Origin of the sequence: Gordonia aichiensis NBRC 108223 (assembly GCF_000332975.1) — a bacterium.
Taxonomy (GTDB): Bacteria; Actinomycetota; Actinomycetes; order Mycobacteriales; family Mycobacteriaceae; genus Gordonia; species Gordonia aichiensis.
The window spans coordinates 92,385-119,238 of sequence record NZ_BANR01000003.1 but is presented as its reverse complement, the minus strand read 5'-3'; the positions used below and the strand labels follow the sequence as shown (position 1 = coordinate 119,238).

General features: G+C 65.3%; 25 protein-coding genes and 4 tRNA genes. 9 read left to right on the top strand and 20 right to left on the bottom strand.

Features of this window, described 5'->3' with window-relative positions; genetic code table 11:
- The 4 genes from GOACH_RS02080 to rplJ form a co-directional block, all read right to left on the bottom strand.
- Complete coding sequence (locus tag GOACH_RS02080; protein ID WP_005169752.1) at window positions 1-807, bottom strand: MlaE family ABC transporter permease; 807 nt, start codon at window positions 805-807, stop codon at window positions 1-3.
- Window positions 808-809: 2 nt separating this feature from the next.
- Window positions 810-2,069: an ABC transporter ATP-binding protein gene (locus tag GOACH_RS02075; protein WP_005169749.1), complete on the bottom strand. Its 1,260-nt coding sequence runs from the start codon at window positions 2,067-2,069 to the stop codon at window positions 810-812.
- Window positions 2,070-2,396: 327 nt separating this feature from the next.
- On the bottom strand, window positions 2,397-2,786 hold the full coding sequence (gene rplL / locus GOACH_RS02070; protein ID WP_005169747.1) for a 50S ribosomal protein L7/L12: 390 nt from the start codon (window positions 2,784-2,786) through the stop codon (window positions 2,397-2,399).
- Between the two features lie 96 nt (window positions 2,787-2,882).
- On the bottom strand, window positions 2,883-3,407 hold the full coding sequence (gene rplJ, locus GOACH_RS02065; RefSeq protein WP_005169745.1) for a 50S ribosomal protein L10: 525 nt from the start codon (window positions 3,405-3,407) through the stop codon (window positions 2,883-2,885).
- Window positions 3,408-3,701: 294 nt separating this feature from the next.
- On the opposite strand from rplJ, the gene GOACH_RS02060 reads away from it, so the two are divergent.
- A complete protein-coding gene (locus tag GOACH_RS02060) occupies window positions 3,702-4,901 on the top strand; it encodes a glycoside hydrolase family 76 protein (protein WP_005169742.1) in 1,200 nt (399 codons plus the stop codon).
- 245 nt (window positions 4,902-5,146) lie between these two features.
- Complete coding sequence (locus tag GOACH_RS02055; protein WP_005169739.1) at window positions 5,147-7,213, top strand: CocE/NonD family hydrolase; 2,067 nt, start codon at window positions 5,147-5,149, stop codon at window positions 7,211-7,213.
- 4 nt (window positions 7,214-7,217) lie between these two features.
- Here the strand turns inward: GOACH_RS02055 and GOACH_RS02050 are convergent, their stop codons facing one another.
- Window positions 7,218-7,718 (bottom strand): TIGR04338 family metallohydrolase, encoded by a 501-nt coding sequence (locus tag GOACH_RS02050; protein WP_005169736.1) that lies wholly within the window; start codon window positions 7,716-7,718, stop codon window positions 7,218-7,220.
- A 137-nt stretch (window positions 7,719-7,855) separates the two neighbouring features.
- Here GOACH_RS02050 and GOACH_RS02045 point away from each other — a divergent pair, with 137 nt between their 5' ends.
- Window positions 7,856-8,305: a hypothetical protein gene (locus tag GOACH_RS02045; protein WP_005169733.1), complete on the top strand. Its 450-nt coding sequence runs from the start codon at window positions 7,856-7,858 to the stop codon at window positions 8,303-8,305.
- An 11-nt stretch (window positions 8,306-8,316) separates the two neighbouring features.
- Here GOACH_RS02045 and GOACH_RS02040 read toward each other — a convergent pair whose 3' ends face one another.
- Window positions 8,317-9,153, bottom strand: coding sequence for a DUF2786 domain-containing protein (locus tag GOACH_RS02040; protein ID WP_005169731.1), 837 nt, complete (start codon window positions 9,151-9,153; stop codon window positions 8,317-8,319).
- Window positions 9,154-9,280: 127 nt separating this feature from the next.
- Window positions 9,281-10,237: an L-lactate dehydrogenase gene (locus tag GOACH_RS02035; RefSeq protein WP_005169728.1), complete on the bottom strand. Its 957-nt coding sequence runs from the start codon at window positions 10,235-10,237 to the stop codon at window positions 9,281-9,283.
- Window positions 10,238-10,502: 265 nt separating this feature from the next.
- Between GOACH_RS02035 and GOACH_RS02030 the strand changes: the two genes are divergently transcribed.
- Window positions 10,503-12,074, top strand: coding sequence for an amino acid permease (locus tag GOACH_RS02030; RefSeq protein WP_005169725.1), 1,572 nt, complete (start codon window positions 10,503-10,505; stop codon window positions 12,072-12,074).
- Between the two features lie 96 nt (window positions 12,075-12,170).
- Window positions 12,171-14,771: a sigma factor-like helix-turn-helix DNA-binding protein gene (locus GOACH_RS02025; RefSeq protein ID WP_005169720.1), complete on the top strand. Its 2,601-nt coding sequence runs from the start codon at window positions 12,171-12,173 to the stop codon at window positions 14,769-14,771.
- An 89-nt stretch (window positions 14,772-14,860) separates the two neighbouring features.
- Here the strand turns inward: GOACH_RS02025 and GOACH_RS02020 are convergent, their stop codons facing one another.
- The gene (locus tag GOACH_RS02020) at window positions 14,861-15,232 is read right to left on the bottom strand and encodes a PLDc N-terminal domain-containing protein (protein WP_005169716.1); all 372 of its coding nucleotides are present in this window, start codon (window positions 15,230-15,232) and stop codon (window positions 14,861-14,863) included.
- A 159-nt stretch (window positions 15,233-15,391) separates the two neighbouring features.
- Between GOACH_RS02020 and GOACH_RS02015 the strand changes: the two genes are divergently transcribed.
- The gene (locus tag GOACH_RS02015) at window positions 15,392-16,324 is read left to right on the top strand and encodes an alpha/beta fold hydrolase (RefSeq protein ID WP_005169713.1); all 933 of its coding nucleotides are present in this window, start codon (window positions 15,392-15,394) and stop codon (window positions 16,322-16,324) included.
- A gap of 98 nt (window positions 16,325-16,422) precedes the next feature.
- On the opposite strand, the gene rplA is transcribed toward GOACH_RS02015, so the two are convergent.
- The 5 genes from rplA to GOACH_RS01990 form a co-directional block, all read right to left on the bottom strand.
- The gene (rplA, locus tag GOACH_RS02010) at window positions 16,423-17,139 is read right to left on the bottom strand and encodes a 50S ribosomal protein L1 (RefSeq protein ID WP_005169710.1); all 717 of its coding nucleotides are present in this window, start codon (window positions 17,137-17,139) and stop codon (window positions 16,423-16,425) included.
- Window positions 17,140-17,272: 133 nt separating this feature from the next.
- Window positions 17,273-17,707, bottom strand: coding sequence for a 50S ribosomal protein L11 (gene rplK / locus GOACH_RS02005; protein WP_005169707.1), 435 nt, complete (start codon window positions 17,705-17,707; stop codon window positions 17,273-17,275).
- Window positions 17,708-17,811: 104 nt separating this feature from the next.
- Window positions 17,812-18,684: a transcription termination/antitermination protein NusG gene (gene nusG / locus GOACH_RS02000; protein ID WP_005169704.1), complete on the bottom strand. Its 873-nt coding sequence runs from the start codon at window positions 18,682-18,684 to the stop codon at window positions 17,812-17,814.
- Between the two features lie 82 nt (window positions 18,685-18,766).
- Entirely contained in the window at window positions 18,767-19,225 is a 459-nt protein-coding gene (gene secE, locus GOACH_RS01995) for a preprotein translocase subunit SecE (protein ID WP_005169703.1), read from the bottom strand.
- Window positions 19,226-19,263: 38 nt separating this feature from the next.
- A tRNA-Trp gene (locus GOACH_RS01990) sits at window positions 19,264-19,336 on the bottom strand.
- Window positions 19,337-19,659: 323 nt separating this feature from the next.
- Between GOACH_RS01990 and GOACH_RS01985 the strand changes: the two genes are divergently transcribed.
- Both GOACH_RS01985 and GOACH_RS01980 read left to right on the top strand, forming a co-directional pair.
- The gene (locus GOACH_RS01985; protein ID WP_005169701.1) at window positions 19,660-20,532 is read left to right on the top strand and encodes a DUF559 domain-containing protein; all 873 of its coding nucleotides are present in this window, start codon (window positions 19,660-19,662) and stop codon (window positions 20,530-20,532) included.
- A gap of 116 nt (window positions 20,533-20,648) precedes the next feature.
- Window positions 20,649-21,965 (top strand): diacylglycerol/lipid kinase family protein, encoded by a 1,317-nt coding sequence (locus tag GOACH_RS01980; RefSeq protein ID WP_005169699.1) that lies wholly within the window; start codon window positions 20,649-20,651, stop codon window positions 21,963-21,965.
- Between the two features lie 64 nt (window positions 21,966-22,029).
- On the opposite strand, the gene GOACH_RS01975 is transcribed toward GOACH_RS01980, so the two are convergent.
- The 5 genes from GOACH_RS01975 to GOACH_RS01955 all read right to left on the bottom strand — a co-directional run bounded on the left by GOACH_RS01975 (window position 22,030) and on the right by GOACH_RS01955 (window position 24,091).
- Window positions 22,030-23,115, bottom strand: coding sequence for a fused (3R)-hydroxyacyl-ACP dehydratase subunits HadA/HadB (locus tag GOACH_RS01975; protein ID WP_005169696.1), 1,086 nt, complete (start codon window positions 23,113-23,115; stop codon window positions 22,030-22,032).
- Between the two features lie 291 nt (window positions 23,116-23,406).
- The gene (gene rpmG, locus GOACH_RS01970; RefSeq protein ID WP_003929651.1) at window positions 23,407-23,574 is read right to left on the bottom strand and encodes a 50S ribosomal protein L33; all 168 of its coding nucleotides are present in this window, start codon (window positions 23,572-23,574) and stop codon (window positions 23,407-23,409) included.
- Window positions 23,575-23,662: 88 nt separating this feature from the next.
- Window positions 23,663-23,736: transfer RNA gene (locus GOACH_RS01965), tRNA-Met, on the bottom strand.
- Between the two features lie 77 nt (window positions 23,737-23,813).
- Window positions 23,814-23,886 (bottom strand) — tRNA-Thr (locus GOACH_RS01960).
- Window positions 23,887-24,010: 124 nt separating this feature from the next.
- Window positions 24,011-24,091, bottom strand: a tRNA-Tyr gene (locus tag GOACH_RS01955).
- A 238-nt stretch (window positions 24,092-24,329) separates the two neighbouring features.
- On the opposite strand from GOACH_RS01955, the gene GOACH_RS01950 reads away from it, so the two are divergent.
- The gene (locus GOACH_RS01950; protein WP_005169630.1) at window positions 24,330-24,821 is read left to right on the top strand and encodes a YajQ family cyclic di-GMP-binding protein; all 492 of its coding nucleotides are present in this window, start codon (window positions 24,330-24,332) and stop codon (window positions 24,819-24,821) included.
- 15 nt (window positions 24,822-24,836) lie between these two features.
- Here the strand turns inward: GOACH_RS01950 and htpX are convergent, their stop codons facing one another.
- Both htpX and GOACH_RS01940 read right to left on the bottom strand, forming a co-directional pair.
- On the bottom strand, window positions 24,837-25,691 hold the full coding sequence (gene htpX, locus GOACH_RS01945; protein WP_005169627.1) for a zinc metalloprotease HtpX: 855 nt from the start codon (window positions 25,689-25,691) through the stop codon (window positions 24,837-24,839).
- Window positions 25,692-25,788: 97 nt separating this feature from the next.
- Window positions 25,789-26,802, bottom strand: coding sequence for a polyprenyl synthetase family protein (locus tag GOACH_RS01940; RefSeq protein ID WP_005169624.1), 1,014 nt, complete (start codon window positions 26,800-26,802; stop codon window positions 25,789-25,791).
- Between the last annotated feature and the right edge of the window lie 52 nt (window positions 26,803-26,854).

Genomic DNA, 26,854 nt, shown 5'->3' with positions numbered 1-26,854 from the left:
TCAGCTCCCCTTCGGCGGAACGATCTGCAGGTAGACCGCAGTGATGATCAGGTTGGCCAGGAACAGCAGCAGGAAGGTGATGACAACGCTCTGGTTGACCGCGTCACCGACGCCCTTCGGACCGCCCTTCGGGGTGAGCCCCTTGTACGACGCGACGACGCCGGCGAGCACACCGAAGATGGCGGCCTTGAGCAGCGACACCCAGAGGTCGGGGAGCTGGGCCAACGCGCCGAACGACGCAAGGTAGGCACCGGGGGTACCGCCCTGCACGATCACGTTGAAGAAGTAGCCTCCGCCGATACCGACCACCGCGACCAGCCCGTTCAGCAGCACGGCCACCAGCACCATCGCGAGTACGCGCGGAACGACGAGACGCTGGATCGGGTTGATACCCAGAACCTCCATCGCATCGATCTCTTCACGAATCGTGCGCGAACCGAGATCGGCGGCGACGGCCGAACCGGCAGCACCCGCAATCAACAGCGACGTGACCAGCGGGGAGCCCTGCTGGATGACGACGAGCACCGATGCGGCACCGGTGTACGACTCCGCGCCGAGCTGCTTGATGAGCGATCCGGTCTGCAACGACACGATGGCGCCGAACGGGATGGCGATGAGCGCCGTCGGCAGGATCGTCACACTCGCGATGAACCATGCCTGCTGGATGAACTCGCGCCATTGGAATGGGCGCACAAAGGTCTGGCGTGCTACGTCGACGAAGAGCTGGACGATGTTGCCTGTCTGGGCGAGTGCGCCTTCACCGGCCCGTGCAACTCTGTCGACGCCACGCGTGGTGGCATTTGCCATACCTACGAGCCCCCGCCGTAGTGACGCCCACCCTCGGGACGTTCGGACTCCATCTGCTGAGTCTTCGCTCCCTCTGGCACAGCCCACTGCTGGGTCTGCGCATCGTCTCCGGCGTAGTCGTTGCCGTAGCCGCCCTGATTCGGATCACCGTGGTCGATGACGTCGGTGGAGGTGTCGACCATGACGTTCTCGCTGCCGGCCTGCAAACCGCCCTCGGTGTCGGACCACTCGACGCCCTGGGTGTTGGCGGCGTGGGCGCGGGACTCGGCACGGATCTGGTCTTCCTGATCCATCGACTCCCGGATCGCACGCTGCGCATTCTCCGGCAGCGTCCGCAACAACTCCAGCACCCGCTCACGATGCCGGGCGACCGCTTTACGCTCGGGCATACCCGGATTGGGCTGCACCTGCGGAATGATCTCCGAGAAATCATCCTTGGTACCACCACCACCGATACCGGCGGCCTGCATCGCCTCTTCCTGCTTCTGCACAGCCTCGTCCTTCTCCTCCGACATACCGATCGGACCGAACCGATCACCGGAGAGGAACTGCTTGACCACCGGCTGCTCCGAGGTCAGCAACTGCTCACGCGGACCGAACATCACCAACTCCTTCCGGAACAACATGCCGATGTTGTCCGGAATCGTGCGGGCAATGTTGATGTTGTGCGTCACGATCAGAATCGTCGCATCGATCTGGGCGTTGATATCGATCAACAACTGCGAGATATAGGCGGTACGCACCGGATCCAGACCCGAGTCCGGCTCATCACACAAAATGATCTGCGGATCGAGCACCAACGCCCGCGCCAACCCGGCACGTTTGCGCATACCACCGGAGATCTCACCGGGCAGCTTGTCCTCCGCGCCGGCCAAACCCACCAGATCGATCTTCTCCATCACGATCCGCCGGACTTCGTCTTCCTTCTTCTTCGTGTGCTCACGAAGCGGGAACGCGATGTTGTCATACAAACTCATCGACCCGAACAGCGCGCCGTCCTGGAACAACACACCGAACAACTTGCGGATCTCATACAACTCTTTGGCCGAACACTGCGTGATATCGGTGCCATCGATGATCACCGACCCCTGCTCAGGATGCAGCAACCCGATCAACGTCTTCAAAAACACCGACTTACCCGTACCCGACGGACCCAGCAACGCCGACACCTCACCCGACGGCAACGTCAACGACACATCACGCCAAATATTCTGAGAACCAAAAGATTTGGTGAGCCCCTCGACGCTGACCTCAACACCCACTACATCCTCCAAGAAACTCGGGTCCAGTAGCGCGGCTGCCCGATGGCTAAGACTCGGACGCAGGCGGCGCAAACGCAGTCGGACTCAACTGTGGTTGGGGTCACTCTAGCGGACAGTTCCCCCGTATCCACACCGCCTCTCGGCGGTTCTCAGGTTCGGCCAATTACCGGCCGGTAACCTGACTGACCAAGAGAGTATCCCATGCCACCGACAGAACAAAAGTGGGTCGACGGTCACATCGCACGACGATTGTCGGACCCGTTGCAGACAGCAATGAGCCCGGGGCAGTTCTGCCCCGGGCTCATTGAAATAAAGCCTCGAACCGTCTTACTTGACGGAGACCTTGGCGCCGGCCTCTTCGAGCTTGGCCTTGGCGGCGTCGGCGGCTTCCTTGTCGACCTTCTCCAGGATCGGCTTGGGAGCACCCTCGACGAGGTCCTTCGCCTCCTTCAGGCCGAGGCCGGAAACGACCTCACGCACAACCTTGATGACCTGGATCTTCTTGTCGCCGGCACCCTCGAGGATGACGTCGAACTCGTCCTGCTCGGCAGCAGCCTCGGCGCCGGCGGCAGCCGGAGCGCCTGCGGCGGCAACGGCGACCGGAGCGGCCGCGGTGACCTCGAAGACCTCTTCGAACTTCTTCACGAAATCGCTGAGCTCCAGCAGGGTCAGTTCCTTGAACTGATCGATGAGCTCGTCAGCGGTGAGCTTCGCCATGGTGGCGTCCTTCCTGTAAGTCCCCACGCGGGGCGTCTGATGTTCTCTTCCCCGCGCGGGGGAATGCTTGTGTGCTGGCGATGAGTACCGGAGTACTTACTCGCCTGCGGATTCCTTCTTCTCCTGCAGGGCGGCAGCGAGTCGTGCCACCTGCGACGCCGGCTGATTGAACAGTCCGGCGGCCTTTGCCAAGTTGCCCTTCATGGCACCGGCGAGCTTGGCCAGCAAGACCTCACGGGTCTCAAGGTCGGCGATCGTTTCGATCTCGGCCACGGACAGCGGCTTGCCGTCCATGTACCCGCCCTTGATGACCAGAGCCTTGTTGTCCTTGGCGAAGTTCTTGATCGCCTTCGCGGCCATCACCGGCTCGCCTTCAATGAAGGCGATCGCGGTCGGGCCGGTGAACAGCTCGTCGAGTCCCTCGACGCCCGCCTCAGCAGCGGCACGCTTCACAAGGGTGTTCTTGGCGACGGAGTAGGTTGCGCCCTCGCCGAGGGAACGTCGCAGATCGGTGATCTGGGTAACGGACAATCCACGGTATTCCGTGACGACCGTTGCCGTTGAGCCCTTGAACTGCTCGGCGATCTCAGCGACTGCTGCGATCTTTTCGGACCTGGCCATACTTCGCCTCCTTCCTCATCACTCGAGTTGGTCAGAGTTCAAACCAGATACCCGCAAGGAGGGGCGAAACAAATGAACGCCCCGGCACGCAGATGGCACGGGGCGTAGTTTCTCGGCACGGCGCGTTGGCGCCTCACCACTATTCCTCGTTCTCCCTGCGCGGGCCGCCGACCTCGCGCCTCGCGACGCTGCAGTCGTCCTTCGATCAGGATCTCTCCCGATGACCGACGGTCTCTGGTTGAACCGATACGACGCACATGTGCACGTCACACCGAAGTAATAGGCTACCCGACCATGGGGAACCCAACCAAATCGTCCGCCCGCGACGTCTCCGAACCCAACGCGCGCGCGGCGATCGCAGCCGATGCGTTGCTCGGCAGACACCTCCGGCACGCGTGGTGGGTGCCCGGCACCCGGCTGGCGACGATCGCGTGGCCGCTCGGGCGGCTACCGCTCGACGTCGTGCGCAGCCGCTTCGGATTCTGGCACTACTGGTGGCACGCACATCTCCTCGACCTCGTCGTCGACGCCGCGATCCATCGCCCCACCGACGACATGGCCTATGACCCGGCCCTCGCCGATGTCGCCAACCGACTGCTGCGCGGCATCCGACTGCGCAATCTCGGCCGCTGGACCAACAACTACTACGACGACATGGCCTGGCTGGGGCTGGCCATCGAACGCGCCGACCGTCATCTCGAACTCCAGCACCGACGGGCGCTGCACACCCTGAGCAAGCGCATGTACGACGCCTGGGAGCCCGACCGTGGCGGTGGAATCCCGTGGCGAACCATCGACACCTTCTTCAATGCGCCCGCCAACGGCCCGGCGACCATCCTGCTCGCGCGGACCGGACAGTCCGACCGCGCGCTGGCCATGTGCGACTGGATGGACGCAACCCTCGTCGACCCCGACTCCCATCTCGTCATCGACGGCATCAAGCCCCAGGGAGACGGCTTCGAACGCGTCACCGCCATCTACACCTACTGTCAGGGCGTCGTACTCGGGTCGGAGGTCGAGGCCGCTCGGCTCACCCGCGAACCCATCCACCTCGAACGCATCGATCGTCTACTCACCGCTGTCGAAGCCCACGAATGCCCCGATGGCATCATCCGCGGAGCCGGTGGTGGCGACGGTGGCCTCTTCATGGGCGTTCTCGCGCGTTATCTGGCCCTCGTCGCGACCGATCTGCCTGCAGATCTCCCCAACGCCGACGAGTTGCGTCGACGCAGCGCCGCGCTCGTACGGTCCAGCGCCGAGGCCGCGTGGGACACACGTGCAGAAGTCGACGACACCGTGGTGTTCAGCGCCGATTGGCACCGTCCGGCAGCACGCCCGACCCGAGGCGGCACCGACGCCGCGTTCGTCGCGGGAGCGGTCAACTCGTCGTCGGTTCCCGAGCGCGATCTGTCGGTTCAACTGTCGGGCTGGATGGTTCTCGAGGCCGCTGCCGCAATAGATCTCGGACTATCCGAACAAAATGTTCGCCCGTGACCTGCAGTTATGGCACTGAGGGTCAGATTGACGCCCCCCAGTTAGCGTTCTGAGACACATCATGCACTAGGGTCGAAAGTCGGAAGTGATGTGGACCACACCTGGGTGGGGTTGCGGGTATACCGCAGCGCGGTTCGCGTCTCTTTTACCGACACGATGAAGTGACGGCATCCGCGGCAGCACGCCCACCGGATCGACAACCGGCTGACGCAGGTGCAGTGACCTCAAAGGCAGGCTGATGCACCATGGCGTTTCAGTTGGGACCGACGGAACTCGAAGACACTCCGACCGACCGCGCTGCGCACAACACGGCTCGGGTTGAGCCGTTCCCCCGTGACCCCGAGACGCTGCGTCGATCCGAGACCCCCGTATTCGGCACGCTTCCCCTCGGGGACCCCACCGGCGGCGCCAGTGCGATGCGCTGGAGAGAACAGGTCGACGGCCCGCAGGTCTACCCCCGTGTCTCGATCGATCGAGACGTCACGCTGACCATGAGTGACGGGGTCGAACTGCGCGCAACGGTGGTTCGACCAGCGACGCGGTTCGGCGAGGTCGTCACGACGCCCTACCCGGCGATCATCAACATCAATCCCTACAACCGCGCTGCCATCGACTTCATCGACACCACGATGCACGCACCGGTCCTCGGAAGCGCCGTGCGCGCGGCGGCCCGTTCGGTCGACGCGTCGGGCACTGCCCTCGAAGGACTCACCACCCTGACGCAGACCCTGGCGGGTGGCGTCATCGATGTCTTCGGCATCAATCGCAACCTGGTGCGCAGCGGCTACGCGCAGGTGATCGTCGACGTTCGCGGAACCGGGGCCAGCCACGGCAAGTGGGAGATCCTCGGTCCGCGTGAGCAACAGGACTCCGTCGAAATCATCGACTGGGTCTGTGAGCAGTCCTGGTGCAACGGCCGCGTCGGGCTCGCGGGGTGGTCGTACTCTGCGATCAACTCGCTGCAGGCCGCCGACAAACGGCCCCCTCAACTCGGTGCGGTGTTCGCGGTCGAGGGCTGCGACGACATCGTGCGCGACATCTACATCACCGGCGGAATGCCGTCGGCTTTCATCCCGGCATGGCTGTCGGTGGTGAATATCCTCAAGTGGGTGCCGAATCCCTCGACGATGCTGCGAGATATAGTGCGCGGCAACCACTTCCGGTGGCTGCGCGACCGTGTCGCATCACCTGCCACCGAGATCCCCTCGCTGCTCTGGGGCTTCCTGACCGCCCGCGACGACCGAATCTTCGACGACCCGTACTTCGACGCCCGCGACCCCAGGATCGACCAGATCGAGGCGCCGACGCTGACCGTCGGGGCATGGCATGACCTCTTCGGACGCAGCGCCACCGGGATCTACGAGCGCCTCAACCTCGACCCCGGCCGCAAGCAGTTGATCGTCGGCGATGGCTACCACTTCGACGTCGGGTCGGGTTACGGAGGAAAGTTCGCGCCACCGCGTCTCGACGTCCTCGAGCGCGCGTGGTTCGACCGTTGGCTCAAGGGGCACGCGAACGGCGTCGAGCACTATGGGCCCGTGACGCTGCGTCAGCAGGGTGGTACCTGGACCGCGGGGCACTCGTTCCCGCGTTCCGGGGTGACACCGCGTCGGCTCTACCTGTCGAGTGAATGTTCTTCGAGCGCAACGCATTGCGTCCACGATGGCAGTCTGCAGCCGTCCCCGTGCACCGAGTACTCGTCGCTGCACGTCCGCGCGGATGTTCGCGGGATCGTCTCGCGCGACATGACACAGGTGACCGCGGGCGCGACGATGGCGCTGGGTAAGCACTTCACCGCCGATGCCCGGTTCCAGGAACGCGGCGCGCTCTCGTTCACCAGCGCTCCGGTCACACAGCCGACGCCGATCAGCGGATCGATGAACCTCCGGTTGAACGTCGCGACCACCGCCCACGAGGCCATCTGGGCGATCACCGTGAACGATGTCGCACCTGACGGAACGTCGAAGGTGCTCACGAACGGCGCGCTGTCGGCGTCGAATCGGGCTCTCGATCCGAGTCAGTCGACGTACGCGTCCGACGGCAGCCTGCTCGGCGCGCACCATTTCCTGTCGCGCAAACGTAAGCTGCCGGTGCCGCCCGACGCACCGGTGCGCATCGACGTCGATCTCGTCCCCACCGACGCCGTCCTCGAACCCGGCCACCGCCTGCGGGTCGACGTGTATGCGGCCAGCTTCCCCCGCTACCTCACCGTCGTGCCGGATCTGGTGAAGGCACGGGGCCGCAAGCAGCGTCTGGTCCTCGACCCCGACCACCCGAGCTACCTGACCTTCCTTGCGGGTGAAGGGATCTGACGGCTCATACCCCCGAGTCCGCGAGAACCACCCGGTACACGAACTCTGCCTCGGGACCCATCACCAGGCCGACGAGTTCGGTCAGTGTCTGCGTGAATCCCCGACCGTGCGCCGGACCGCCGGACTCGTCGAGGTGATGCGAGATCTCGTGCAGGACGACGAGCTCGCGCAGTGCCCAGCGACCGTCCGCGCTGTCGGGGATGGCGATCTCGCGCGCATCGGAATCCAGGCTGCGTGAGTAGTGCGCTGACCTGTGGCCGCGTCGTGCCCGCACTGCCACCGGGGTTGATGCGGCGTCGAACCGCGCGGTGACAGACGGCATCGTCAGCACGCGTCCGACGTATTCGCGGACCGAGTCGATCGAGCCGAACTGCGCCTCGACCGGGAGCGTCAGCTCAGTGCCCGCGAGGTGGACCGACCGGTGGTCGCCTGAGCGCTCGAACAGCTTTCGGATCAGTCGTTCCGCTTCATAGAACCGCTCGCGTCCGGTGTCACGTGGCGTCATGACACGTCTTCGACGCCGCGCGGACCGCAACCGTGCTCGCGACCCCGCAGGCAGGGACCGGACTCAGGCCCCCGCCGGCCGGGACTAGGCTCGAAACTGCCACGATCTCGACCAACGACGGACAGGGAGTTCACGCGATGCCGCTGCGACCGCACACCACAGGACGACGACTCGCTGTCGGACTCGTCGGAGTAGCTGCGGTCCTCGTCATCGGTCTCAGCGGATGCAGTTCGTCTGCCGGCGAGGTCACCACCGTGACACCGGCGTCGTCGACGTCGTATGTCGACAATCCCGTCGATCCCGCCGAGCTCGACCAGTTGCTCGACCGCATCGCGGGCACCGGCCTGCCGGTGACCAACCGGCACGACGCAACGCAAACTCTGTGCCCATCTGCCGGATGCACCGTGGCGGTCGAAGCAGACCAGGTGATCCTCATGAAGTTCCCCACCACCGGCCGCGCCGAACTCTACAACGGGGCACATCCCGGCAACTACCAGGTGGTCGACATCGTGATGTCGTTCCCCAGCGGAACCGACCCCGCGCAGAATCAGCGCTACACCACCGCCTTGCAGGGCATGATCCGCTGAGATTCGATGCACTAGGCCTCCAATGCCCCACGCGGAGCACCGAATTCGCGGTCGGCACCGATCTTCGCGCGACGGCCCGCGCGGTCGCCCGCCTGACGGGCACCCTCCGAATAGCCCGACGACGCGCTCGTCGGCCGCCAGGTCCCGCGCGCCGTCGACTCACTCTTGTAGAAGTTGCTGACCTCGATTTCCTTGTCACGCAAGGCAATTGCGGTAGACGTCGAGCCGGACGGAAGCTCCCTCGACTCGTCACGCTCCATCGCCTCCCGACGTGCCGCATCGCGGGCCTCGGTCAGCCGCAGACCGATTCGCTCGGCGAATGCTGACTGGAAGTTCAACCGGGCGGTGATCGGCGCCACCGGTTTACGTTCGACGACCCTGCGCGACCGCCAGCCCGATCCTCTGCGCACCACCCGCGCCGACATCTCACCCTTGTAGTCCCCCGACCTCAGATACGCGTCACTCGCTGCGACCATCTGGATCAGCAGCGAGGTGTACAGGGCCACGCACGTATCGATGTCGGCGGAGTAGCCGTAGGCCAGCACGAACGTGGAGTTGCCCGCGACGTCGACCGTCACGTCATTGGCTCGTGCGATGGCGACGAAGAGCTGCACGTAGGTCTTCAATCCGCGTTTGCCGGTCTCGCCGATCGCGATCTGCCTGGTGATGGGCGTGGTGCTGCGCCGTGCTGCGGGATCATGGGCCCGCGCGACCGCCAGGTCGATCGACGCCGACGTAGCCAACCGCTGCGCGGCCTGCATGAACGTCTCGGCCTCGTGTTCGTTATCGGTGTTCTCGGCTTGGCGCAGCAGCGCCGCGATACGAGTCAGGAGCTTGTCGTCGCGCATACAGATCAGACTAGATCGACGCCCGAAAGGTTCCATCCGGCGTCGAAGTGGTGTCCGGGCGTCGAAGTGGACCTGGGCGTCGAAGTGGACCTGGGCGCCGACGTGAAGCCTGAACGCCAGCGAATGATTACAGCCCGAACTTGGCCTGCATCTCCCGCAGTGTCTCGGCCGACTTCATCAGGCCGTCGCGCTCGGCGTCGGACATCTTGATCTCGAGGCGGCTCCCCGCGCCGTTGCGATCGACCAGCGTGGGTAGTGACAGGCACACGTCGTCGAGCCCCTCGTATCCGCCGGTGAGCGTCGAGATCGGCAGAACGCGGTGTTCGTCGTTCAGCACCGCCTCGACGATGCGCGTGGTCGCGAGTCCGATGGCGTAGTTCGTCGCACCCTTACCCTCGATGATCTTGTATGCCGCGTGCACCACCTCGTGCTGAATGCGCTCGCGCGCCGGGGCGTCGATGGCCTGTCCGCCGGGGAGCGGCTTCCACTCCAGCAGCGGCACACCGCCGATCGACGCCGAACTCCACAACGGGATCTCGGAGTCGCCGTGCTCGCCGACGATGTAGCCGTGCACGTTCTGCACCGCTACGCCACAGTGCTGCGCGATGAGGAATCGCAGTCGTGACGAGTCGAGCACCGTCCCCGAACCGAACAGTTGATTGCCAGGCAGTCCGCTGTACCTCAGCGCCGCGTACGTGACGATGTCGACGGGATTGGTGACCATGATGTAGATCGCGTTCGGCGCGACCTCGATCACTCCGGGCAGGATGTTCTTGGTCAGATTGATTGTGGCTTCGGCCAATTCGAGCCTGGACTGTCCCGGTTTCTGTTTGGCTCCCGCGGTGAACACCACGACGTCGGCGTCGGCGCAGACCGCGACATCGTCGTCGCCGATGATGTCGGCGCGGGGTACGAACTCGAGACCGTGCGACAGGTCGAGAACTTCTGCGGTCACCTTCGACGTGTTGATGTCCATCAGCGCAATGGTGCGCGCCACGCCGCGGATCAGCGATGCGTATGCGATCGCGGTACCCACAGCACCTGCGCCGATGATGGCCAGTTTGCTCGGTCGGGCTTGTCTCACGTTCACCGCCTGTGTCTCGTGCTGCCCCGGAATCCTCCCCGTACAGGTGATTATCGTCGGCTCGCGGCACGTCCGCAGCATGATGGCCGATCCGTTCACCCATCGGCCATTCATCCATTTCGCGATGAGAACAACCTTCGCGCTCACGAATTCGTCGTGATGTCCGTTTCTGGCATGCGGAATCGTCGCGAAGAGCTTATGTTCTCCCAAGTCTTGCGCATCGCAACGCCGCGTCGCACCACTCACTCACCGCGGGAGCACACCCATGCCCGAAGGCCATGACACCCTTGCCGAGGACCTCTCCGACGACGAGGCCCACCTCGCGCGACTCGGTTACACACAGGAACTGCACCGCTCCTGGTCGGGATTCTCCAATTTCGCCATCTCGTTCTCGATCATCTCGATCCTCTCCGGCTGCTTCACATCGTTCGGCCTCGGCTGGAACAACGGCGGTCCGGCGGCGATCGCATGGGGCTGGCCGATCGTCTCGATCTTCATCCTGCTGATCGGCTTCTGCATGGCAGAGCTCGTCTCCGCCTATCCGACATCCGGTGGAATCTATTGGTGGGCGGCAAAACTCGGCGGCGCCAAGGCCGGCTTCTACACCGGGTGGCTCAATCTCATCGGCCTCATCGCGATCCTGGCCTCGGTGGCGTACGGCGCGGCGACCTTCCTCGACCTGACCATCGGCACCTTCAGCCAGTCATGGCTCGACGGCTACAGCCTCACACGTGTCTTCGTCATCTTCCTGATCATCCTGGCGTGCGCCGCGCTGATCAACATCTTCTCCGGGCACCTGCTGTCGATGATCAACAACATCTCCGTCTGGTGGCATGTATTCGGCGCTGCCGCAGTCATTCTCATACTGTTCCTCCTTCCCGACCAGCACGCGTCGTTCTCCGATGTCTTCGCCAAGACCATCAACAACAGCGGCATCTTCGACGGCAAGACGTCGGGCTTCGGCTTCGTCCTCTTCGTCCTGCCCATCTCGGCGATCCTCACGCAGTACACGATCACCGGATACGACGCGTCTGCCCATCTCTCCGAGGAGACCAAGGGGGCAGCGAACGCTGCGGCACAGGGCATTTGGCGTTCCATCGCGTACTCCGCGGTCGGCGGGTGGGTGTTGCTGCTCAGCTTCTTGTTCGCCGTGCAGGACGCCGACGGCGTCTCGAAGAGCGGCGGCGCCGTGGCGACCATCTTCACGCAGGCGCTCACCTCCAAGTGGGCAGGCGTCGTACTGATCATCTCGACTGCGGGCCAGCTCTTCTGCACGGCCGCGTGCCAGACGAGTGCGTCGCGCATGATGTTCGCGTTCAGCCGCGACGGTGCCGTCCCCGGCCACAAGCTGTGGTCGCGGGTCCGCTCCAACGGCATGCCCGCCAATGCCGTTGTCGCGACGGCCACCATCGCCGCGATCATCACCCTGCCCGCCCTCGTCTCGGTCGACATCAACGGCGCCCCCGTTCCGGTCGCGTTCTACGCGGTCGTCTCCATCGGCGTCGTCGGCCTCTACCTGTGTTTCGCCGTGCCGATCTATTACCGCTGGAAGGCCGGCGACTCGTTCGAGGCGGGTTCGTGGACCCTCGGCGCGAAGTACAAGTGGATCGCACCGCTCGCACTCATCGAGATCGCACTGACCTCGCTGGTCGCCATGTTTCCGACGTCGCTCGGCGGCATGCCGTGGGACCCGAGCTTCGAGTGGAAGTACGTCAACTACACGCCGCTGCTCGTCGGCGGCGCACTGATCCTGCTCTACGCCTACTGGCACGCGTCGGTGAAGAAGTGGTTCACCGGACCGATCAAGCAGGTCGACGCCGCGGCCGTCGACGCCTGACGGCCCGCGGAGCCGGTGTGGCCCATGTGTGCCGCCCACATCGGACAATCCCCGTACGGACTCACATCGGCGGTGGCTCTGCCTTAAGGTCTCCGCATGAGCGACCGCTGGCCGTGGTCGGCACGAGCCGCTGAGGTAGCACGGATCAGAACCGAACTGGCAACCCCGTCCGGCGGCTTTCTGCTGCTCCGCGGTCCGGCAGGGTGTGGCAAGACCCGACTGGTACGCGAGTCCGTGGCTGGCCTGCCCGACCGGGTGCAGTGGATCTCCGGCACCACTGCGAGTCGACAGGTGCCGTTGAGTGCGTTCGCCGCATGGATCGACTACGAGGTGACCGACCCACTGCGGCGGATCTCCGATCTGGTCGCCAAGCTCTCCGCCGACCCCGGCGTTGGCGCGCCACACTCTGGGCAGATCATCGTCATCGACGACATCGACCGCCTCGATGAGCAGTCGATGCTCGTGGTCAACCGACTGCGCAGCAGGCCGTCGGTGAAGATTGTCGCCGTGCTGCGCGACGACGCGCCACCGACCACGGCCGTCACCGACCTGCTGCGCGACCGCACCATCCCGGTGATGACGGTGCCGCCGCTGACCGCCGAGGAGACCGCGGAGTTCCTTCGGGGCGGATTGCGGGGACGGGTATCCGCGCCGTTGGCCGCACGTCTGTGGGCACTCACCCGCGGAAATCCGCTCTATCTCATCGCGCTGTGCGAAGCCAATGTCGAGCAGGGCGCCATCGCACGGCGTGGCGACGTCTGGGTCATCGATTCCGAACTGCGCGTACCTGATTCGTTGTCGACCACCATCGAGGCCGAGTTGGCGGGCGCGTCGGATTCGGTCCTCGAGGTGGTCGACTCCGTCGCCCTCGCCGAACCACTCGCTCTATCGGTACTCGAGCAACTGTGCGCGCTCGACCACATCGAGGACGCCGAGACGGCGGGCTACATCGTCATCGACGACACGGACCCGTTCGACGGCGACCCGCACGTCCGAATCGGGCATCCCCTGTATGCGGAGGTGAGGTTGGCGCGAGCCGGTGTTGCGCGACTCCGACGACTGCGGGCGCGCGTGGTCGAGCGGATCACCGCCGACAACACCACCGACAGCACCGCTTCGATTCGTCGAGCACTACTCGCAGTCGACGCCGACATCGACCGCGCGAGGAGGGATTCACTCATCCTCGACGGCGCTAGCGCAGCCCTGCACCAGCTGCAACTGACACTCGCGCGCGAACTCAGCGCGAAGGCGCTCGACGGTCCGTCCGCAATCCCCGCAGCAATACTGCACGGATATTCGCTCTCGGTGTCGGGGATGGGTGATGCGGCCGAGGCGACACTGGCGCCCCTCGCAACCACCGACGACGCCGAAACCCGCGACACCGTCGCGTTTCTGCGTGCGGCCAACCGCTTCTGGGTCTTCGACGATGCCGCGGGCGCCCGGTCGATCGTCGTCGACGACAGCGTGGGCGTCGCGACACGCTCCATGATCGACTTCCTCTGCGCCGCGGTCTCGGGTGAGCCCGGTCGTGCGCTGCGGCTCGCTTCCTCCTTCCCGAGCATCGATGCCCTGCCGCCTCTGTTCGGCACATTCGTGGGATGGGGCGCAATCGCCGCGCTCGGCAGCCTCGGGCGGGTACAGGAGATGAACGACACCGCCAAGGCGGCCTATCGGATTGCCGATTCCAATCGCGCCGCCGCATACCACCGCGCCGAACTCGGGTACATGCACGCATACTTCTGCGCTCTCACCGGCGATCTCGGCACCGTCAACATGATCGCCTCCGACGTCGCCACGATCACCGAGGACGTGGGAGGCATCGCCGTGTACTGGGCATGGGGCATTCGTGGTCTCGCCGCGGTTGCGCACGGCGACGCCCGCGACGCCGCGCTCAGTCTCGACGCGACTCTCCGAGACATGCTGGCCTGTGGCGGCCCTGACTTCATGCAGTTGCCCTTCTACATCGAGCGCGCATACGCCGCCGCGCTGGCGGGCGATCGTGCGGCGCTCGACGAATGCATCGAGCGTCTACCGGATCCACCGTCCGGCGCGCTCGGCTACGGTCGCGACCGGATTGATCTCCTCGGCTGCTGGCGCTCGGCTCTCGACGGCGTGATCTCCGAGGCAATCGCAGGTGCGGTCGGGATTGCGCAGCGCGCACGTGAGGCGGGACAGCTCGCATCAGAACTGTTCGCCCTCCACACCGCTCTTCGCTGGGGCGACTGCGATCATGCGCGACGGCTCGTCGACCTTGCAGAGGAACTCTCCGACGTTCCGCGCGCCCGGCCCGCCGCCGACCACGCCGTCGCCCTCGCGGCGGCCGACGGCGATGCACTGTGCCGCGCCGCGGCGTCGTATCGCAGTATCGGAATGCTCGACGCCGCCGCCGACGCCTACGGCCACGCAGCCACGGCATATGTCGCAGCCAACCGTCACGGCGCACGTCTGTCGGCCCTGGAACAACTCGGGGAGCTCCGCGTACGTCTGGGGCTGGACACCCCGGCGATCATCGCCGCGACATCCGACGCCCCCATGCCGACCCGACAGCAGGAAATCGTCACCCTCGCACGCCGCGGGTTGTCCAACAAGGCCATCGCAGAACGACTTTCGCTGTCGGTCCGCACTGTCGAAGGCCACATCTATCGGGCGGGCCTGCGTCTGGGTGAACCAATTCGACGACGCGACGACACCGACTGACACCTTGCCATGCGGCGTCGGCCACGAGACCGGACCGGTCACGCAGGCGCCGAGGCATCCGCACAACCGGGTCCCGGGTTCGGACGGCGCTAGGACGCGGAGTCGTCGTCCTGGCGGCGTCGCGCCTGTTCGCGCGCGATGCGCCGCTGTTCCTCGGCCCGCGCACGCACCGCGGCGAGAAACTCGCGATCAGCCTCGGGGTCCTCGGGAATGTAGCGCCCTGGACGGTCGTATTCCGGGAACTCCGCGGCGACCGACCCCGGCGCGGGGCGGCGCGGACGATCATCGGCCGTCGGACGTCCGAGTGCCAGCCACAGCAGCGCGCCGATGAGCGGCAGCAGGACGACGAGAAGAATCCAGACGATCTTCGGCATCCCGCGCACGAGAGCGTCGTCGGTGTTGATGATGTCGATCAGGGCTATCACCAAGATCGCGACGTAGATCAGTCCGAGATACGGCATGTATCGGCTCCCGAGTTCGTACGAGTGGATTCTTCGCAACAGAAAACAACCGATTGATTCTGGCATATCTGACACGCGCCCGCCAGGAGAAATCGGGTCTAACCTCGGTAACCGACCCCACCCATGCCGCGCTTGCGGCCCGTCGAAAGAGGGACAACGTTGTCACTGCACGAGATCGAGTTCACGTCGGCCAACGGTCGCGACACCATCTTCGGCTGGGTCTACGAACCGGCAAGCGAGACGCGCGGCATCATCCACGTGATCCACGGACTCGGTGAACACTCGCGGCGCTACCTCAGGTTGATCAACCGGCTACTCGACGCCGGCTTCGTCGTCGTTGCCGACGATCACGCCGGGCACGGCAAGACAGCCATGACGTCGGGAATCTGGGGAGATGCAGGCGACGACTCCGACCGCGTCGTCGTGGACGACGAACGCACACTGCGCGACAAGGTGCGCGACCTGCACCCCAACCTCCCCTACGTCGTCTTCGGACACTCGTGGGGATCGATGATCGCGCGCGGGCTGGCGGCCGGTGACAGCGAGTGGCTCGACGGCCTCGTCCTGTGCGGGATCGCGGCCCAGATCCACGGCATCGACGAGGTCCTCGACCGCGACGCACTCGCCGCCGAAGCCGACCCGACGTCGACAGCAACGGAGGCCTACGCGGCCCAGATGTTCGACGGCTTCACCTCGCGCTACGGAACGGATGCCTTCCCCACCGCATGGGTCGCACGCGATCCCGGTGTGGTCCGCGACCACGCCCGCGATCCGTTCAACAACTTCGGGGCACCGATGTCGGTTCGGTTCATCCGCGGGTTCGTCGACCTCTACGACGCCGTCAACGCCGACGGCTGGTATCCGACTGTGCGTACCGATCTCCCGGTCCTCATCCTCGCGGGCGACGCCGACCCGGTCGGCAACTACGGCGAGGGCGCCTACCACGTCGGCAACAGCCTTGCCGCGAGCGGACATCACGACGTGCGCACCCGCATCTACACCGGCTTCCGCCACGAGGTGCACAACGAGCCCGAGATCCGCGACGAGGTGGCCGACGAGATCATCACCTTCGCTCAACGCTGCGTCGGATAGTCGCTCGCAGCCACCACCGAGCGCAATAGCAGAAGCCCCCGAGCACCAATGGCGCTCGGGGGCTTCGAAGCTGTTGGGTTACAACAGATTACGCTCTATCAGGCCTGCGGGGCCTCGGCGAAGTTGCGGGTGACCTGGGGGTCGACCGGGATACCAGGGCCCGACGTCGTCGACACGGTCACCTTCTTGATGTAGCGACCCTTCGCTGCCGACGGCTTCGCGCGCATGATCTCGTCGTACGCCGCGCCGTAGTTCTCCGCGAGCGCGCTCGGATCGAACGACGCCTTGCCGATGACGAAGTGCAGGTTGGCTGCCTTGTCGACGCGGAAGTTGATCTTGCCGCCCTTGATGTCGTTGACGGCCTTGGTCACGTCGGTGGTGACGGTGCCCGTCTTCGGGTTCGGCATCAGGCCACGCGGTCCGAGAACACGCGCGATACGACCGACCTTGGCCATCTGATCGGGGGTGGCGATCGCGGCGTCGAAGTCGAGCCAGCCGCCCTGGATCTTCTCGATCAGGTCCTCGGCGCCGACCTCGTCGGCACCGGCTGCGACGGCCTCGGCGGCCTTGTCGCCCGCGGCGAACACGATCACGCGGGCGGTCTTACCCGTTCCGTGAGGCAGGTTGACGGTGCCTCGAACCATCTGGTCTGCCTTACGCGGGTCGACGCCCAGCCGGATCGCGACCTCGACGGTCGAATCGGTGTTCTTCGACGACGTCTCCTTGGCCAGCTCGACAGCCTCCAGCGGACTGTAGAGCTTGCTCTTGTCGACCTTTTCGGCCGCGGCCTTGTAGGCCTTGCTGCTCTTGCTCATTGCTCTGTTCTTTCTCCGTGTTGATGATTCGGGTTGGTGGTGTCCGGGCCGAGCCGGCCCTCCCACTCACTTGTCGCTGGTCGCACCGGGCGCGCGCGAAGCGAACACCCATCGTGTGACCACGCCGGGGGAATCAGCCCTCGACGGTGATACCCATCGACCGAGCGGTGCCGGCGATGATCTTCGCGGCCTGGTCGACGTCGGTGGCGTTGAGATCTTCAGCCTTGGTCTTGGCGATCTCGCGGACCTGGTCCATCGACACCTTGCCGACCTTCTTGCTGTGCGGCTCACCCGACCCCTTCTGCAGACCGGCAGCCTTGAGCAGCAGCTTCGCTGCGGGCGGGGTCTTCAGCTTGAAGTCGAACGAGCGATCTTCGTACACGAAGATCTCGACGGGCACGACGTTGCCACGCTGCGACTCGGTCGCCGCGTTGTACGCCTTGCAGAATTCCATGATGTTCACGCCGTGCTGACCGAGCGCCGGACCCACGGGCGGGGCCGGGTTCGCCTGGCCTGCCTGGATCTGGAGCTTGATGATCCCGGCGAGCTTCTTCTTCTTGGGAGGCATCCTTGTTCCTTGTTTGTTTCTTGCTGATCCACGTCCGCTGGAGGCGTGGAAGTTCGTGTCCCGCTCTGGTGGGAGCGAGCGTGCGAGCGACCTTGACGGCCGCCCTAGATCTTCTCGACCTGGTTGAAGCCGAGTTCGACCGGCGTCTCACGACCGAAGATCGAGACGAGCACCTTGACCTTGCGCTGCTCTGCGTTGACCTCACTGATCGACGCGGGCAGCGTCGCGAACGGGCCGTCCATGACGGTGACCGACTCGCCGACCTCGAAGTCGACCTCGACAACCGACGTCGCTGCGGCGGCGGCCTGCTCGACGGTCTCGGCGCCCTTGGCGGCGGCCTTCTTGGCCGGAGTGCGCGGCAGCAGGAACTGCAGCACCTCGTTGAGGCTCAACGGCGACGGCTTGCTGGTCATTCCGACGAAGCCGGTGACACCGGGGGTGTTGCGCACCGCGCCCCACGACTCGTCGTTGAGGTCCATGCGCACCAGGATGTAACCGGGCAGCACCTTGCGGTTGACCTTCTTCTGCTGACCGTTCTTGATCTCGGTGACCTCTTCGGTCGGAACCTCGACCTGGAAGATGTAGTCGCCGACGTCGAGGTTCTGCACGCGGGTCTCGAGGTTGGTCTTCACCTTGTTCTCGTACCCGGCATAGCTGTGGATCACGTACCACTCACCGGGCGCGCGGCGCAGTTGCTTGCGCAGTTCCTCGGCCGGGTCGACCTCTTCCTCCGCGTCGGATCCTTCTGCGTCGGATCCTTCTGCGTCGGATCCTTCTGCGCCGGACTCTGCGGCAGCGTCCTCGGCGGCTTCAGCCTGCTCGACGGCGTCCTCGCCACCATCGACGGCCGCAGCGTCGTCCTGGGCAGCCTCGACCTGCGCTTCAGTGCCCGGATCGTCGGTCTCGTCGACGGTCGCGTCAGCGTCGACCGTGTCGGCGACGTCGGTCGGTTCGAACTCGTTATCCGGGGTGCTCACTGCAGCCCACGCTCCTCTTTCATGAAGTTGGTCGTCCGTCGGATGACCCGGTCGGGAGTGGGCTCACCTGAGTGAACCCGAATCAGCCGAGTATCCAGAGAACTAGCTTGGCGAAGCCGAGGTCGATCCCGAAGATGAACGCGGTCATCACCACCACGAACACGAGCACGATGATCGTGTACAAGATCGTCTCGCGCCGCGTCGGCCAGATGACCTTCTTCATCTCCGAGACGACCTGCTGCATGAACACCCAGATCCGCACAAACGGATTGCTGCTCTGCTCGGACGCCTTCTTTACCTTGCGTTCCTTGACCGCGACCGCGGATCCGCCGTCGGATTCCGAGTCGCCGTCTTTCGTGTCGACGGCACTCGCCGACGAACGACGACCACGGCCCGAACGCTTGCCCGTCGGACGCAATTCGTCCGACGCATCCGCGGCTTCGACGGTGTCGTCGCGGCTCTCGAGCTCCTCCGCTGCCGAATCGGCGGCGGTGGACTGCCCGTCGTTTTTGGCGCGGGCCGCTCGATCTCGCTTGCTCACCTTCGAGGTCCTCTCGTCAACGTGTGCCCTCTCCAGGGCAGGGGCGACAGGACTTGAACCTGCAACCTGCGGTTTTGGAGACCGCTGCTCTGCCAGTTGAGCTACGCCCCTTTGCGACTGCGTCAGCCCTCGCGAGCTCGGCAGTTGCCGGTCATGGTCGACCTGCCGGAACCAGCCTACCGATCCGGGGATCAGCAAACCGTCGCCGACAAAACCAACGCGCCACCCTATGGGCGGCGCGCAAGTCAAGGGTAAACCTGACACTTCAGTGTAGAACACCCGGGCCACTTAACCCAAAACACTCCAGGTCGACGCCCCTCCCGACGGCCGCCGGAGTTCCGGTTGCCCAGACGCTCGGATTCCGCACGTCTGCGCAACCGCAAGATTCTCATCTCGAGTGGAACCGCCTCACGACTCCTTGCGTCCTACAACACATGACCACGCTCGCACACCACCTGTCGAGTCACGACGGCGTCATCACCCTCGCACAGGCGCGCGCCCTCGGCCTCAGCAGGCATTCCGTGCAGCGTCGGCTCTCCGCCGGCACGTGGGTGCGCGAGGCGGAGGGCACCTTCCGCGCCGTCGACCATCCGCGCACCCCGCGTGTACGAGTCCGGATCGCGGTCGCATCGGTCGGCAAATCCGCAGTGCTCGTCGTGTCGTCTGCCGCATGGTGGCACGGCATCACCAGTGCTTTTCCGCCCAAGATCACGGTCGCCACACAGGCCAAGGGTCGCCACGCAGGTGCATCGGCAGGCGTACTCGTCACGCATCGGCGCTTGCTCGATGCAGACGTCGTCGTGATCGACGGGCTCCGCGTCGCCTCCATCGCGGCGACCCTCCTCGACGTCGCGGCTGACGGCGACACCTCGACCGTCGACACTGCGTTGCTCACCCAACGTGTCACGATCACCGAACTCGACGACGCCGTGCGTCGCTATCCGCGTCGTCGTGGCGCGCCCACGGCCCGACGCCTCTTCGCTGCGCTTGAGTCGGGCGCACGATCCGAGGCCGAGCGGTTGACCGTCGCCCTGTTCGACGCACACGGCATCACCGGCTGGACCGCGAACACCGAGGTGCTCGGATACCTCCTCGACTTCGTCTTCGACGGTGCGCGACTCGTCGTCGAGATCGACGGATTCGCCTTTCACCGAGACGCCGCCACCTTCCAGCGCGACCGCGCCAAGCGCAACGCCCTACTCGCGGACGGTTGGCGGGTCCTCAACTTCACCTGGGACGACATCACCCGACGCGCAGACGCCACCGCGCGTCAGGTCATTGCAGCCCTTGGTGCGTCGGCAGCCTAGGTGCAACCCGCCCCGGAGGTTCCGGTTGCCCACGCGCGCGGATTCCGCACCTCCGGGCAACCGTAAGCCGCGCGGATGTCCCACGTCACGGCAGGTCGCATGCGTATCGTGGGCGAATGACCAGATCTGCGGGACAACGACGCGGTGCTGCCATCCTCTCCCTTCTCGCCGGCGCTCTCGGGGTGGTGCTCGCCGTGATTTCGGCCGCAGCCCAGTTCCCGGTCGGGCTCATCTCGCTGGTGCTCCTGCTCGTCGCGGCGGGGCTGGCCGTCGACGGACTGTTCAACATCGGGACCCGACGCCTCGCCGAGCTGATCGTCGCGGTGATCCTGGCGGTCGTCGCAATCGTGGTGGTGGTGATGCGCAGCTGGTGGCTGCTCGTCGGCACGCTCGTGGTGATCGCTCTCTTCGCGCTCGCGATCGCAGCGGCGACACGCGCGTTCCGAATCTCGGTACCGCTCCCGGTCGTCACTCCCCCGGCCAACCCTGTTCTCATTTACAACCGACGCTCCGGCGACGGCAAGGCCGACCGGCTCCACCTCGCCGACGAAGCGGAACGTCGAGGCTATCGGACCGTCGAACTGGTCAAGGGCGACGATCTGCGAGCCCTCGCCGAGGGTGCTGTCGCCGACGGCGCCGACGGACTCGCGATGGCCGGGGGCGACGGCTCGCAGGCCGTGGTCGCCGACGTCGCGGCGTCGCACGATCTGCCGTACGCGTGCATCCCGTCGGGCACGCGCAACCACTTCGCCCTCGACCTCGGCGTCGACCGCGACGACGCCGTCGGAGCGCTCGACTCCTTCGTCGAGGGTGGTGAACGCCGCGTCGATTTCGGCGTCGTCAACGGACAGGTTTTCGTCAACAACGTGTCACTCGGCGTCTACGGCGAGGCGGTCCAGCGCGAGAGCTACCGCAACGCGAAAGCCAAAACCCTGCTCGACGTCGCGTCGCAGGTGCTTGGCCCCAACTCCGATCAGCCCTCGGTCTCCTGGCACGACCCGCACGGCACAGCGCACGAGTCCGTCGCGGCGATCATGGTGTCCAACAACCAGTACCGTCTCGGACACATCATCGGGTCGGGCACCAGACCCAGCATCGAAGACGGGCTGCTCGGCGTCGCCGTCATCGCTGATCCGACGTCGCGGCCGGGTTCCGAACGCCTCCAACACCTATGGAGTGAGTGGGTCGCCCCGACGTTCGAGATCGAGTCGGACACCGACCTCAACGCCGGCATCGACGGCGAGGCCGCAACGCTCACGGCGCCGGTGCGTTTCGAGATCCGTCATCGGGTACTGCGAGCCCGAATCGCTCGGCAGCATCCCGGTGCATCACCGTCGGCAGACGTTCCTGACGGCGCCGTCGACTCGGTCCGCGCACTCTTCCGTATCGCACTCGGGCGACCGGTGCACACAGCGCCGCACTCCGCCGTCTGACCCCGCTGCCGCCTGTGCCCCGCTGGCCGACTGACCCCGCTGGCCGCCTGACCCACGGCCCCCGTCAGCCGAACTGAACGTGAGCCTGGGCGCGTCCGAAGATCTTGCGGTCACCCTGCTTGGCGACGATGCTGATCACGCCGCGTCGGGTCTCCGGGTCGAGTGACTTGATCTTGCCGGTGAAGTCCACGTTCGCGTAGGTGTCCGGGTACACGTACACCGGGCTCGTGAACCGCACGTTGTACTCGAAGATCGCAGCCGGGTCGCCGACGAACTCGGTGATGAAACTCGCGCCGAGCCCCATCGTCTGCATCCCGTGCGCGACAACGGTCTCGAGACCGATGACCTTTGCCATCTCGTCGGAGAAGTGGATCGGGTTCGGATCGCCCGCGACGCCGGCATAGTTCACCAGATTGCCGCGCGTGAGGGTCTTCGTCATCGGCGGCAACTCCTGGCCGACTTCGAGGCCGTCAAAACTGATGGCCGAGTACGGCTTCGGCGCGACCACCGGATCCGGGTCGTTGTAGCGGTCGAACGGTCCGTGCACGCTGTGCGGGAGCGTCGGCTCCTTGTCGACCTTCATCATGACGTGCTCGAGCTCGTCGAGAACCTCGGGATCAGCGTCGACAGCCGCCCGCGCGACGAGGCTGGTGAACGTGGTCATGACCGGCTCGTCGTGCTGGTTCCAGATGATGTTCTTGGTGACCATCACGTCCGCGCCGCCCATCTGCCGGAAGGACTCGAGCGAGACGTCGCAGATCAGCCGGTCGCCGACCTTGATGGGCTGGTGGAAGATCAGACGCTGGTCGGTCTGCATGATCTGCCACAGGTCGTAACCGGTGACGATGTCCTCGAACAGCCTGCGCTGGGCGATGATCCCGAGCACCGAGACGAACGTCGGCGCAGCGATCAGGGTGTCGTGCCCCATCTCCTTGGCCGCATCCTCGTCCCAGTGGACGGGATGTGCGTCCTGCACCGCGCGGGCGTGCTTCCGGATCTCTTCGCGTCCGACCTCGTAGTAGTCGTCGACGGTGTAGTTGAATCCGACCATCGATGTGGTGTGTGCAGCAATCTCTTCCGGGGTCAGCTTCACACCGCTCTTCAACGCTTCGATCCGATCCTGGATCTCATTGTCGGTGATCTGTGACATCGGCTGTACTCCTCACACTGCATTCGCCTGCGGTCGCGACGGGCTGGGGCTGACCGCTCATCGTCGCGACATACTCGCTGGCAACTGTACTGAATTACTTCATCTGAACGACAACTGCGGGCTGCCTCATGTGAGACAGCCCGCAGTCGTACAACGTGTTAGATGCGCATCTCGCGACGACGCACTGTGCCGAGTTCAGCGGACCGCCCTCGACGGTTCGGACCCGGCCGAGACCACCTCCCGAACGCGGTCGTTCGACGACGGCCCGGGGCCACCGGCCTCAGAAAGAGATCAGCGCGATTCCTTGTGCGCCTGGTGCTTGCCGCAGTTCGGGCAGAACTTCTTGATCTCGAGACGATCGGGATCGTTGCGACGGTTCTTCTTGGTGATGTAGTTGCGGTGCTTGCACACCTCGCAGGCCAAGGTGATCTTGGGCCGCACGTCAGTTGAGGAAGCCACTGGGTTCGCCTTCTTTCGGGTGGGTCTGTGTCGTCGGAGCACTAGGCGCCGCCTCGCCCGACCCGGGCCGCGCGACAAGCCTTACGTGTAGCGGTGGAGGGACTCGATCCCTCGACCTCACGATTATGAGTCGTGCGCTCTAACCAGCTGAGCTACACCGCCATGGTGACTCTGAACTCCGTCAGCGTGGACGCAGTCCTTGCGGTGGCGCTGCGGCGTCGGGCGTTCAAGTCCTACCGAGCCCCCTGACGGAATCGAACCGTCGACCTTTTCCTTACCATGGAAACGCTCTGCCGACTGAGCTAAGGGGGCGTTTCCGGCAGCCCGTGCGGGCGTCCGGAGAGCCTTAACGAGGTTACACACCGAGGCGACGGCTCACCAAATCGCTGCTCTACCAGCGCTTCGATGGACCGCCGACCACACGTTCACCTCGTCGTGGCAGGTATAGGATTCGAACCTATGTAGCTTGCGCGACGGATTTACAGTCCGCTCCCTTTGGCCGCTCGGGCAACCTGCCGTGCTGCTCTACAGCGAACCCCGCGAGGCCGCACGAACAACGCCGAGAAGAATACAACGAACCCCGGCATCCGACGCAAACGCCCTGGTCAGCCCGACGCTGTGCCAGGACTGTCGAGGCCTGCGGAACCTGGACGACCGCATCTGACCCGTCACCGGATCGCTCTGAGACAAGCCAGCCCATCGGGACCACCCCCACCACCCCGGAACCAGACACGCGCCGGGCTACGCTGTGATCCATGGCTGATTCATCGTTCGACGTGGTGAGCAAGATCGACCGCCAGGAGGTCGACAACGCCCTCAACCAAGCCGCGAAGGAACTCTCGCAGCGCTACGACTTCCGCGGCACCAACACCGGCATCGACTGGTCCGGCGAGGAGACGATCGTCATCACCTCCGACGCCGAGGAACGCGCCCAGGCAGGCCTCGAGGTGTTCAAGGAAAAGCTGATCCGCCGCGACATCTCACTGAAGGCGTTCGACGCCGGCGAGGTGCAGGCGTCGGGCAAGACCTACAAGATCTCCGGCAACCTCGTGCAGGGCATCGACTCCGAGCACGCCAAGAAGATCTCCAAGAAGATCCGCGACGAGGGCCCGAAGGGCGTCAAGGCGCAGATCCAGGGCGACGAACTGCGCGTCTCGAGCAAGAAGCGCGACGACCTGCAGGCCGTGATCGCGCTCCTCAAGGGCGAGGACTTCGGCATCGCCCTGCAGTTCGTCAACTACCGCTGAGTTACCGCGCGGGCCCTACACCCCCCGCCGCGCCATCTCCTGCAGCCGCCTGATGCGCTCCTCGGTCGGCGGGTGCGTCGAGAACAGCTTGGCCATGCGGTCGGTGGCACGGAACGGGCTCTCGATCATCGCGTGACTCTGTGCGGCGATGTCGGGCTGAGGCGGCAGCGGCGCCACCTGGATGCCGCCGGAGATCTTCGCCAGCGCCGACGCGAGGGCGAGCGGATCGTTGGTCAGCGCCGCACCGGACTTGTCGGCCTGGTACTCCCGCGACCGCGACACCGCGAGCTTGATGAGCGTCGCCGCGAACGGTCCGAGCAGTGAGATGAGGATCAGCGCTATCGGGTTGGGCCCGTTGTTCCGATTCCCCGACATCCCGAAGAACATCGCGAAATTCGCCAGCCCACTGATGATCGCGGCCATCGCGCCCGCGACCGAACTGATCAGGATGTCTCGGTTGTAGACGTGCGACAGCTCATGCCCGAGCACGGCGCGTAGTTCACGTTCGTCGAGCAGCCGCAAAATGCCCGCGGTGCAGCACACGGCAGCGTTCTTCGGATTGCGGCCGGTGGCGAACGCATTGGGCGACTCCGTCGGACTGATGTACAGCGCGGGCATCGGCTGGCGCGCTTGCGTCGCGAGTTCACGAACGATCCGGTACAGCACCGGAGCCTCGACTTCAGTCACGGGCTGCGCGTGCATCGCCTTCAGCGACATCTTCGCGCTGTTGAAGTACACATACGCATTCACGGCGACCGCGACGATCACCGACCCCCACAGGATCACCGGACTCCGAAAACAGGCGCCGATGGCGACGATCAACGCCGACATCGTGCCGAGTAGAAGTGCGGTCTTCACACCGTTGCGCATCAGGTCCTCGTTCGGTCTCGCCTCCGACGCCATGCCGGGGCTCTCAGTCTCCCAAACGATCCAGGGTCCGGTTCGGTTTCCGTGCGGCGTGGGCGCGTTAACCCGTGCGCGCGATCGTGTAGTCCACGAGCGATGTGAGCGCCGCATGAGCCGGCCCGTCGGGTAGGGCGCCGAGAACCTGGCTCGCCTCGTCGGCGTAGCCGCGCAGCGTCGCGTTCGCCTGCGCCATCCCCCGCGACTCGACGAGCAGGGCGAGCGCCTCCGCGACCTCGGCGTCGTCGGTCAGTGCCCGGGCCGCGCCATCGTCGCCGACGAGAAGCTGCCGCAGTCTGCTCGACGACGCGTCGTCGTCTGCGAGTGCGTAGAGGACCGGCAGGGTGTGTACGCCCTCACGTAGATCGGTTCCGGGTGTTTTGCCCGAATCTCCTGTGGCGGAACTGATGTCGATGATGTCGTCGGAGAGCTGGAACGCCGTGCCGACGATGTCGCCGAGACGCGAGAGCCGCTCGACGTCGTCGGGCGTCGCGCCGGAGGTCATCGCGCCGAATCGACCGGCAGCGGCGATCAGCGAACCGGTCTTCTCCCACACCACCTTCAGGTAGTGCTCGATGGGGTCGACGTCACCGGCGCCGATGGTCTCACGCATCTGGCCCGTGACCAGTTCGGCGAACGTCTCGGCGATGATGCGCACCGATTCGGGTCCAAGCGTCGACACCAGTCGTGAGGCGCGGGCGAACAAGAAGTCTCCGGAGAGGATCGCGATGCTGTTGGACCACCGCGCGTTGGCGCTCTGAGCGCCGCGTCGCATCGGGGCCTCGTCCATCACGTCGTCGTGGTAGAGCGTCGCCAGGTGGATCATCTCGACGACGGTCGCCGCCGTGATCACCTCCCGAGCGTCCGGCCGTGGACCGAACTGGGCGGCGAGGATCGCGAACATCGGCCGAAACCGCTTGCCACCAGCCTTCGCCAGATGGCTGGCGGCTTCGGTCATCACGTCGTCGCCCGACGCCAGCTCGGCCAGCAACAACTCTTCTACCTGGGCCAACGACGTCCGCACCGTGCCCGCGAACTCTTCGGACCCCAGATCCAGACCCGCGAAAGTCGACTTCACTCCGCCGAGCCTAGTCGGTGGGCGCGTGCGGTGAGCGTGCCGGGAGGCCACA

Coding starts and splice junctions, on each gene's coding strand:
- GOACH_RS02080 (WP_005169752.1), bottom strand. CDS start 807: ATGGCAAATGCCACCACGCGTGGCGTCGACAGAGTTGCACGGGCCGGT.
- rplL (WP_005169747.1), bottom strand. CDS start 2,786: ATGGCGAAGCTCACCGCTGACGAGCTCATCGATCAGTTCAAGGAACTG.
- rplJ (WP_005169745.1), bottom strand. CDS start 3,407: ATGGCCAGGTCCGAAAAGATCGCAGCAGTCGCTGAGATCGCCGAGCAG.
- GOACH_RS02060 (WP_005169742.1), top strand. CDS start 3,702: ATGGGGAACCCAACCAAATCGTCCGCCCGCGACGTCTCCGAACCCAAC.
- GOACH_RS02055 (WP_005169739.1), top strand. CDS start 5,147: ATGGCGTTTCAGTTGGGACCGACGGAACTCGAAGACACTCCGACCGAC.
- GOACH_RS02050 (WP_005169736.1), bottom strand. CDS start 7,718: ATGACGCCACGTGACACCGGACGCGAGCGGTTCTATGAAGCGGAACGA.
- GOACH_RS02045 (WP_005169733.1), top strand. CDS start 7,856: ATGCCGCTGCGACCGCACACCACAGGACGACGACTCGCTGTCGGACTC.
- GOACH_RS02040 (WP_005169731.1), bottom strand. CDS start 9,153: ATGCGCGACGACAAGCTCCTGACTCGTATCGCGGCGCTGCTGCGCCAA.
- GOACH_RS02030 (WP_005169725.1), top strand. CDS start 10,503: ATGCCCGAAGGCCATGACACCCTTGCCGAGGACCTCTCCGACGACGAG.
- GOACH_RS02025 (WP_005169720.1), top strand. CDS start 12,171: ATGAGCGACCGCTGGCCGTGGTCGGCACGAGCCGCTGAGGTAGCACGG.
- GOACH_RS02020 (WP_005169716.1), bottom strand. CDS start 15,232: ATGCCGTATCTCGGACTGATCTACGTCGCGATCTTGGTGATAGCCCTG.
- rplA (WP_005169710.1), bottom strand. CDS start 17,139: ATGAGCAAGAGCAGCAAGGCCTACAAGGCCGCGGCCGAAAAGGTCGAC.
- rplK (WP_005169707.1), bottom strand. CDS start 17,707: ATGCCTCCCAAGAAGAAGAAGCTCGCCGGGATCATCAAGCTCCAGATC.
- GOACH_RS01985 (WP_005169701.1), top strand. CDS start 19,660: ATGACCACGCTCGCACACCACCTGTCGAGTCACGACGGCGTCATCACC.
- GOACH_RS01980 (WP_005169699.1), top strand. CDS start 20,649: ATGACCAGATCTGCGGGACAACGACGCGGTGCTGCCATCCTCTCCCTT.
- GOACH_RS01975 (WP_005169696.1), bottom strand. CDS start 23,115: ATGTCACAGATCACCGACAATGAGATCCAGGATCGGATCGAAGCGTTG.
- GOACH_RS01950 (WP_005169630.1), top strand. CDS start 24,330: ATGGCTGATTCATCGTTCGACGTGGTGAGCAAGATCGACCGCCAGGAG.
- htpX (WP_005169627.1), bottom strand. CDS start 25,691: ATGCGCAACGGTGTGAAGACCGCACTTCTACTCGGCACGATGTCGGCG.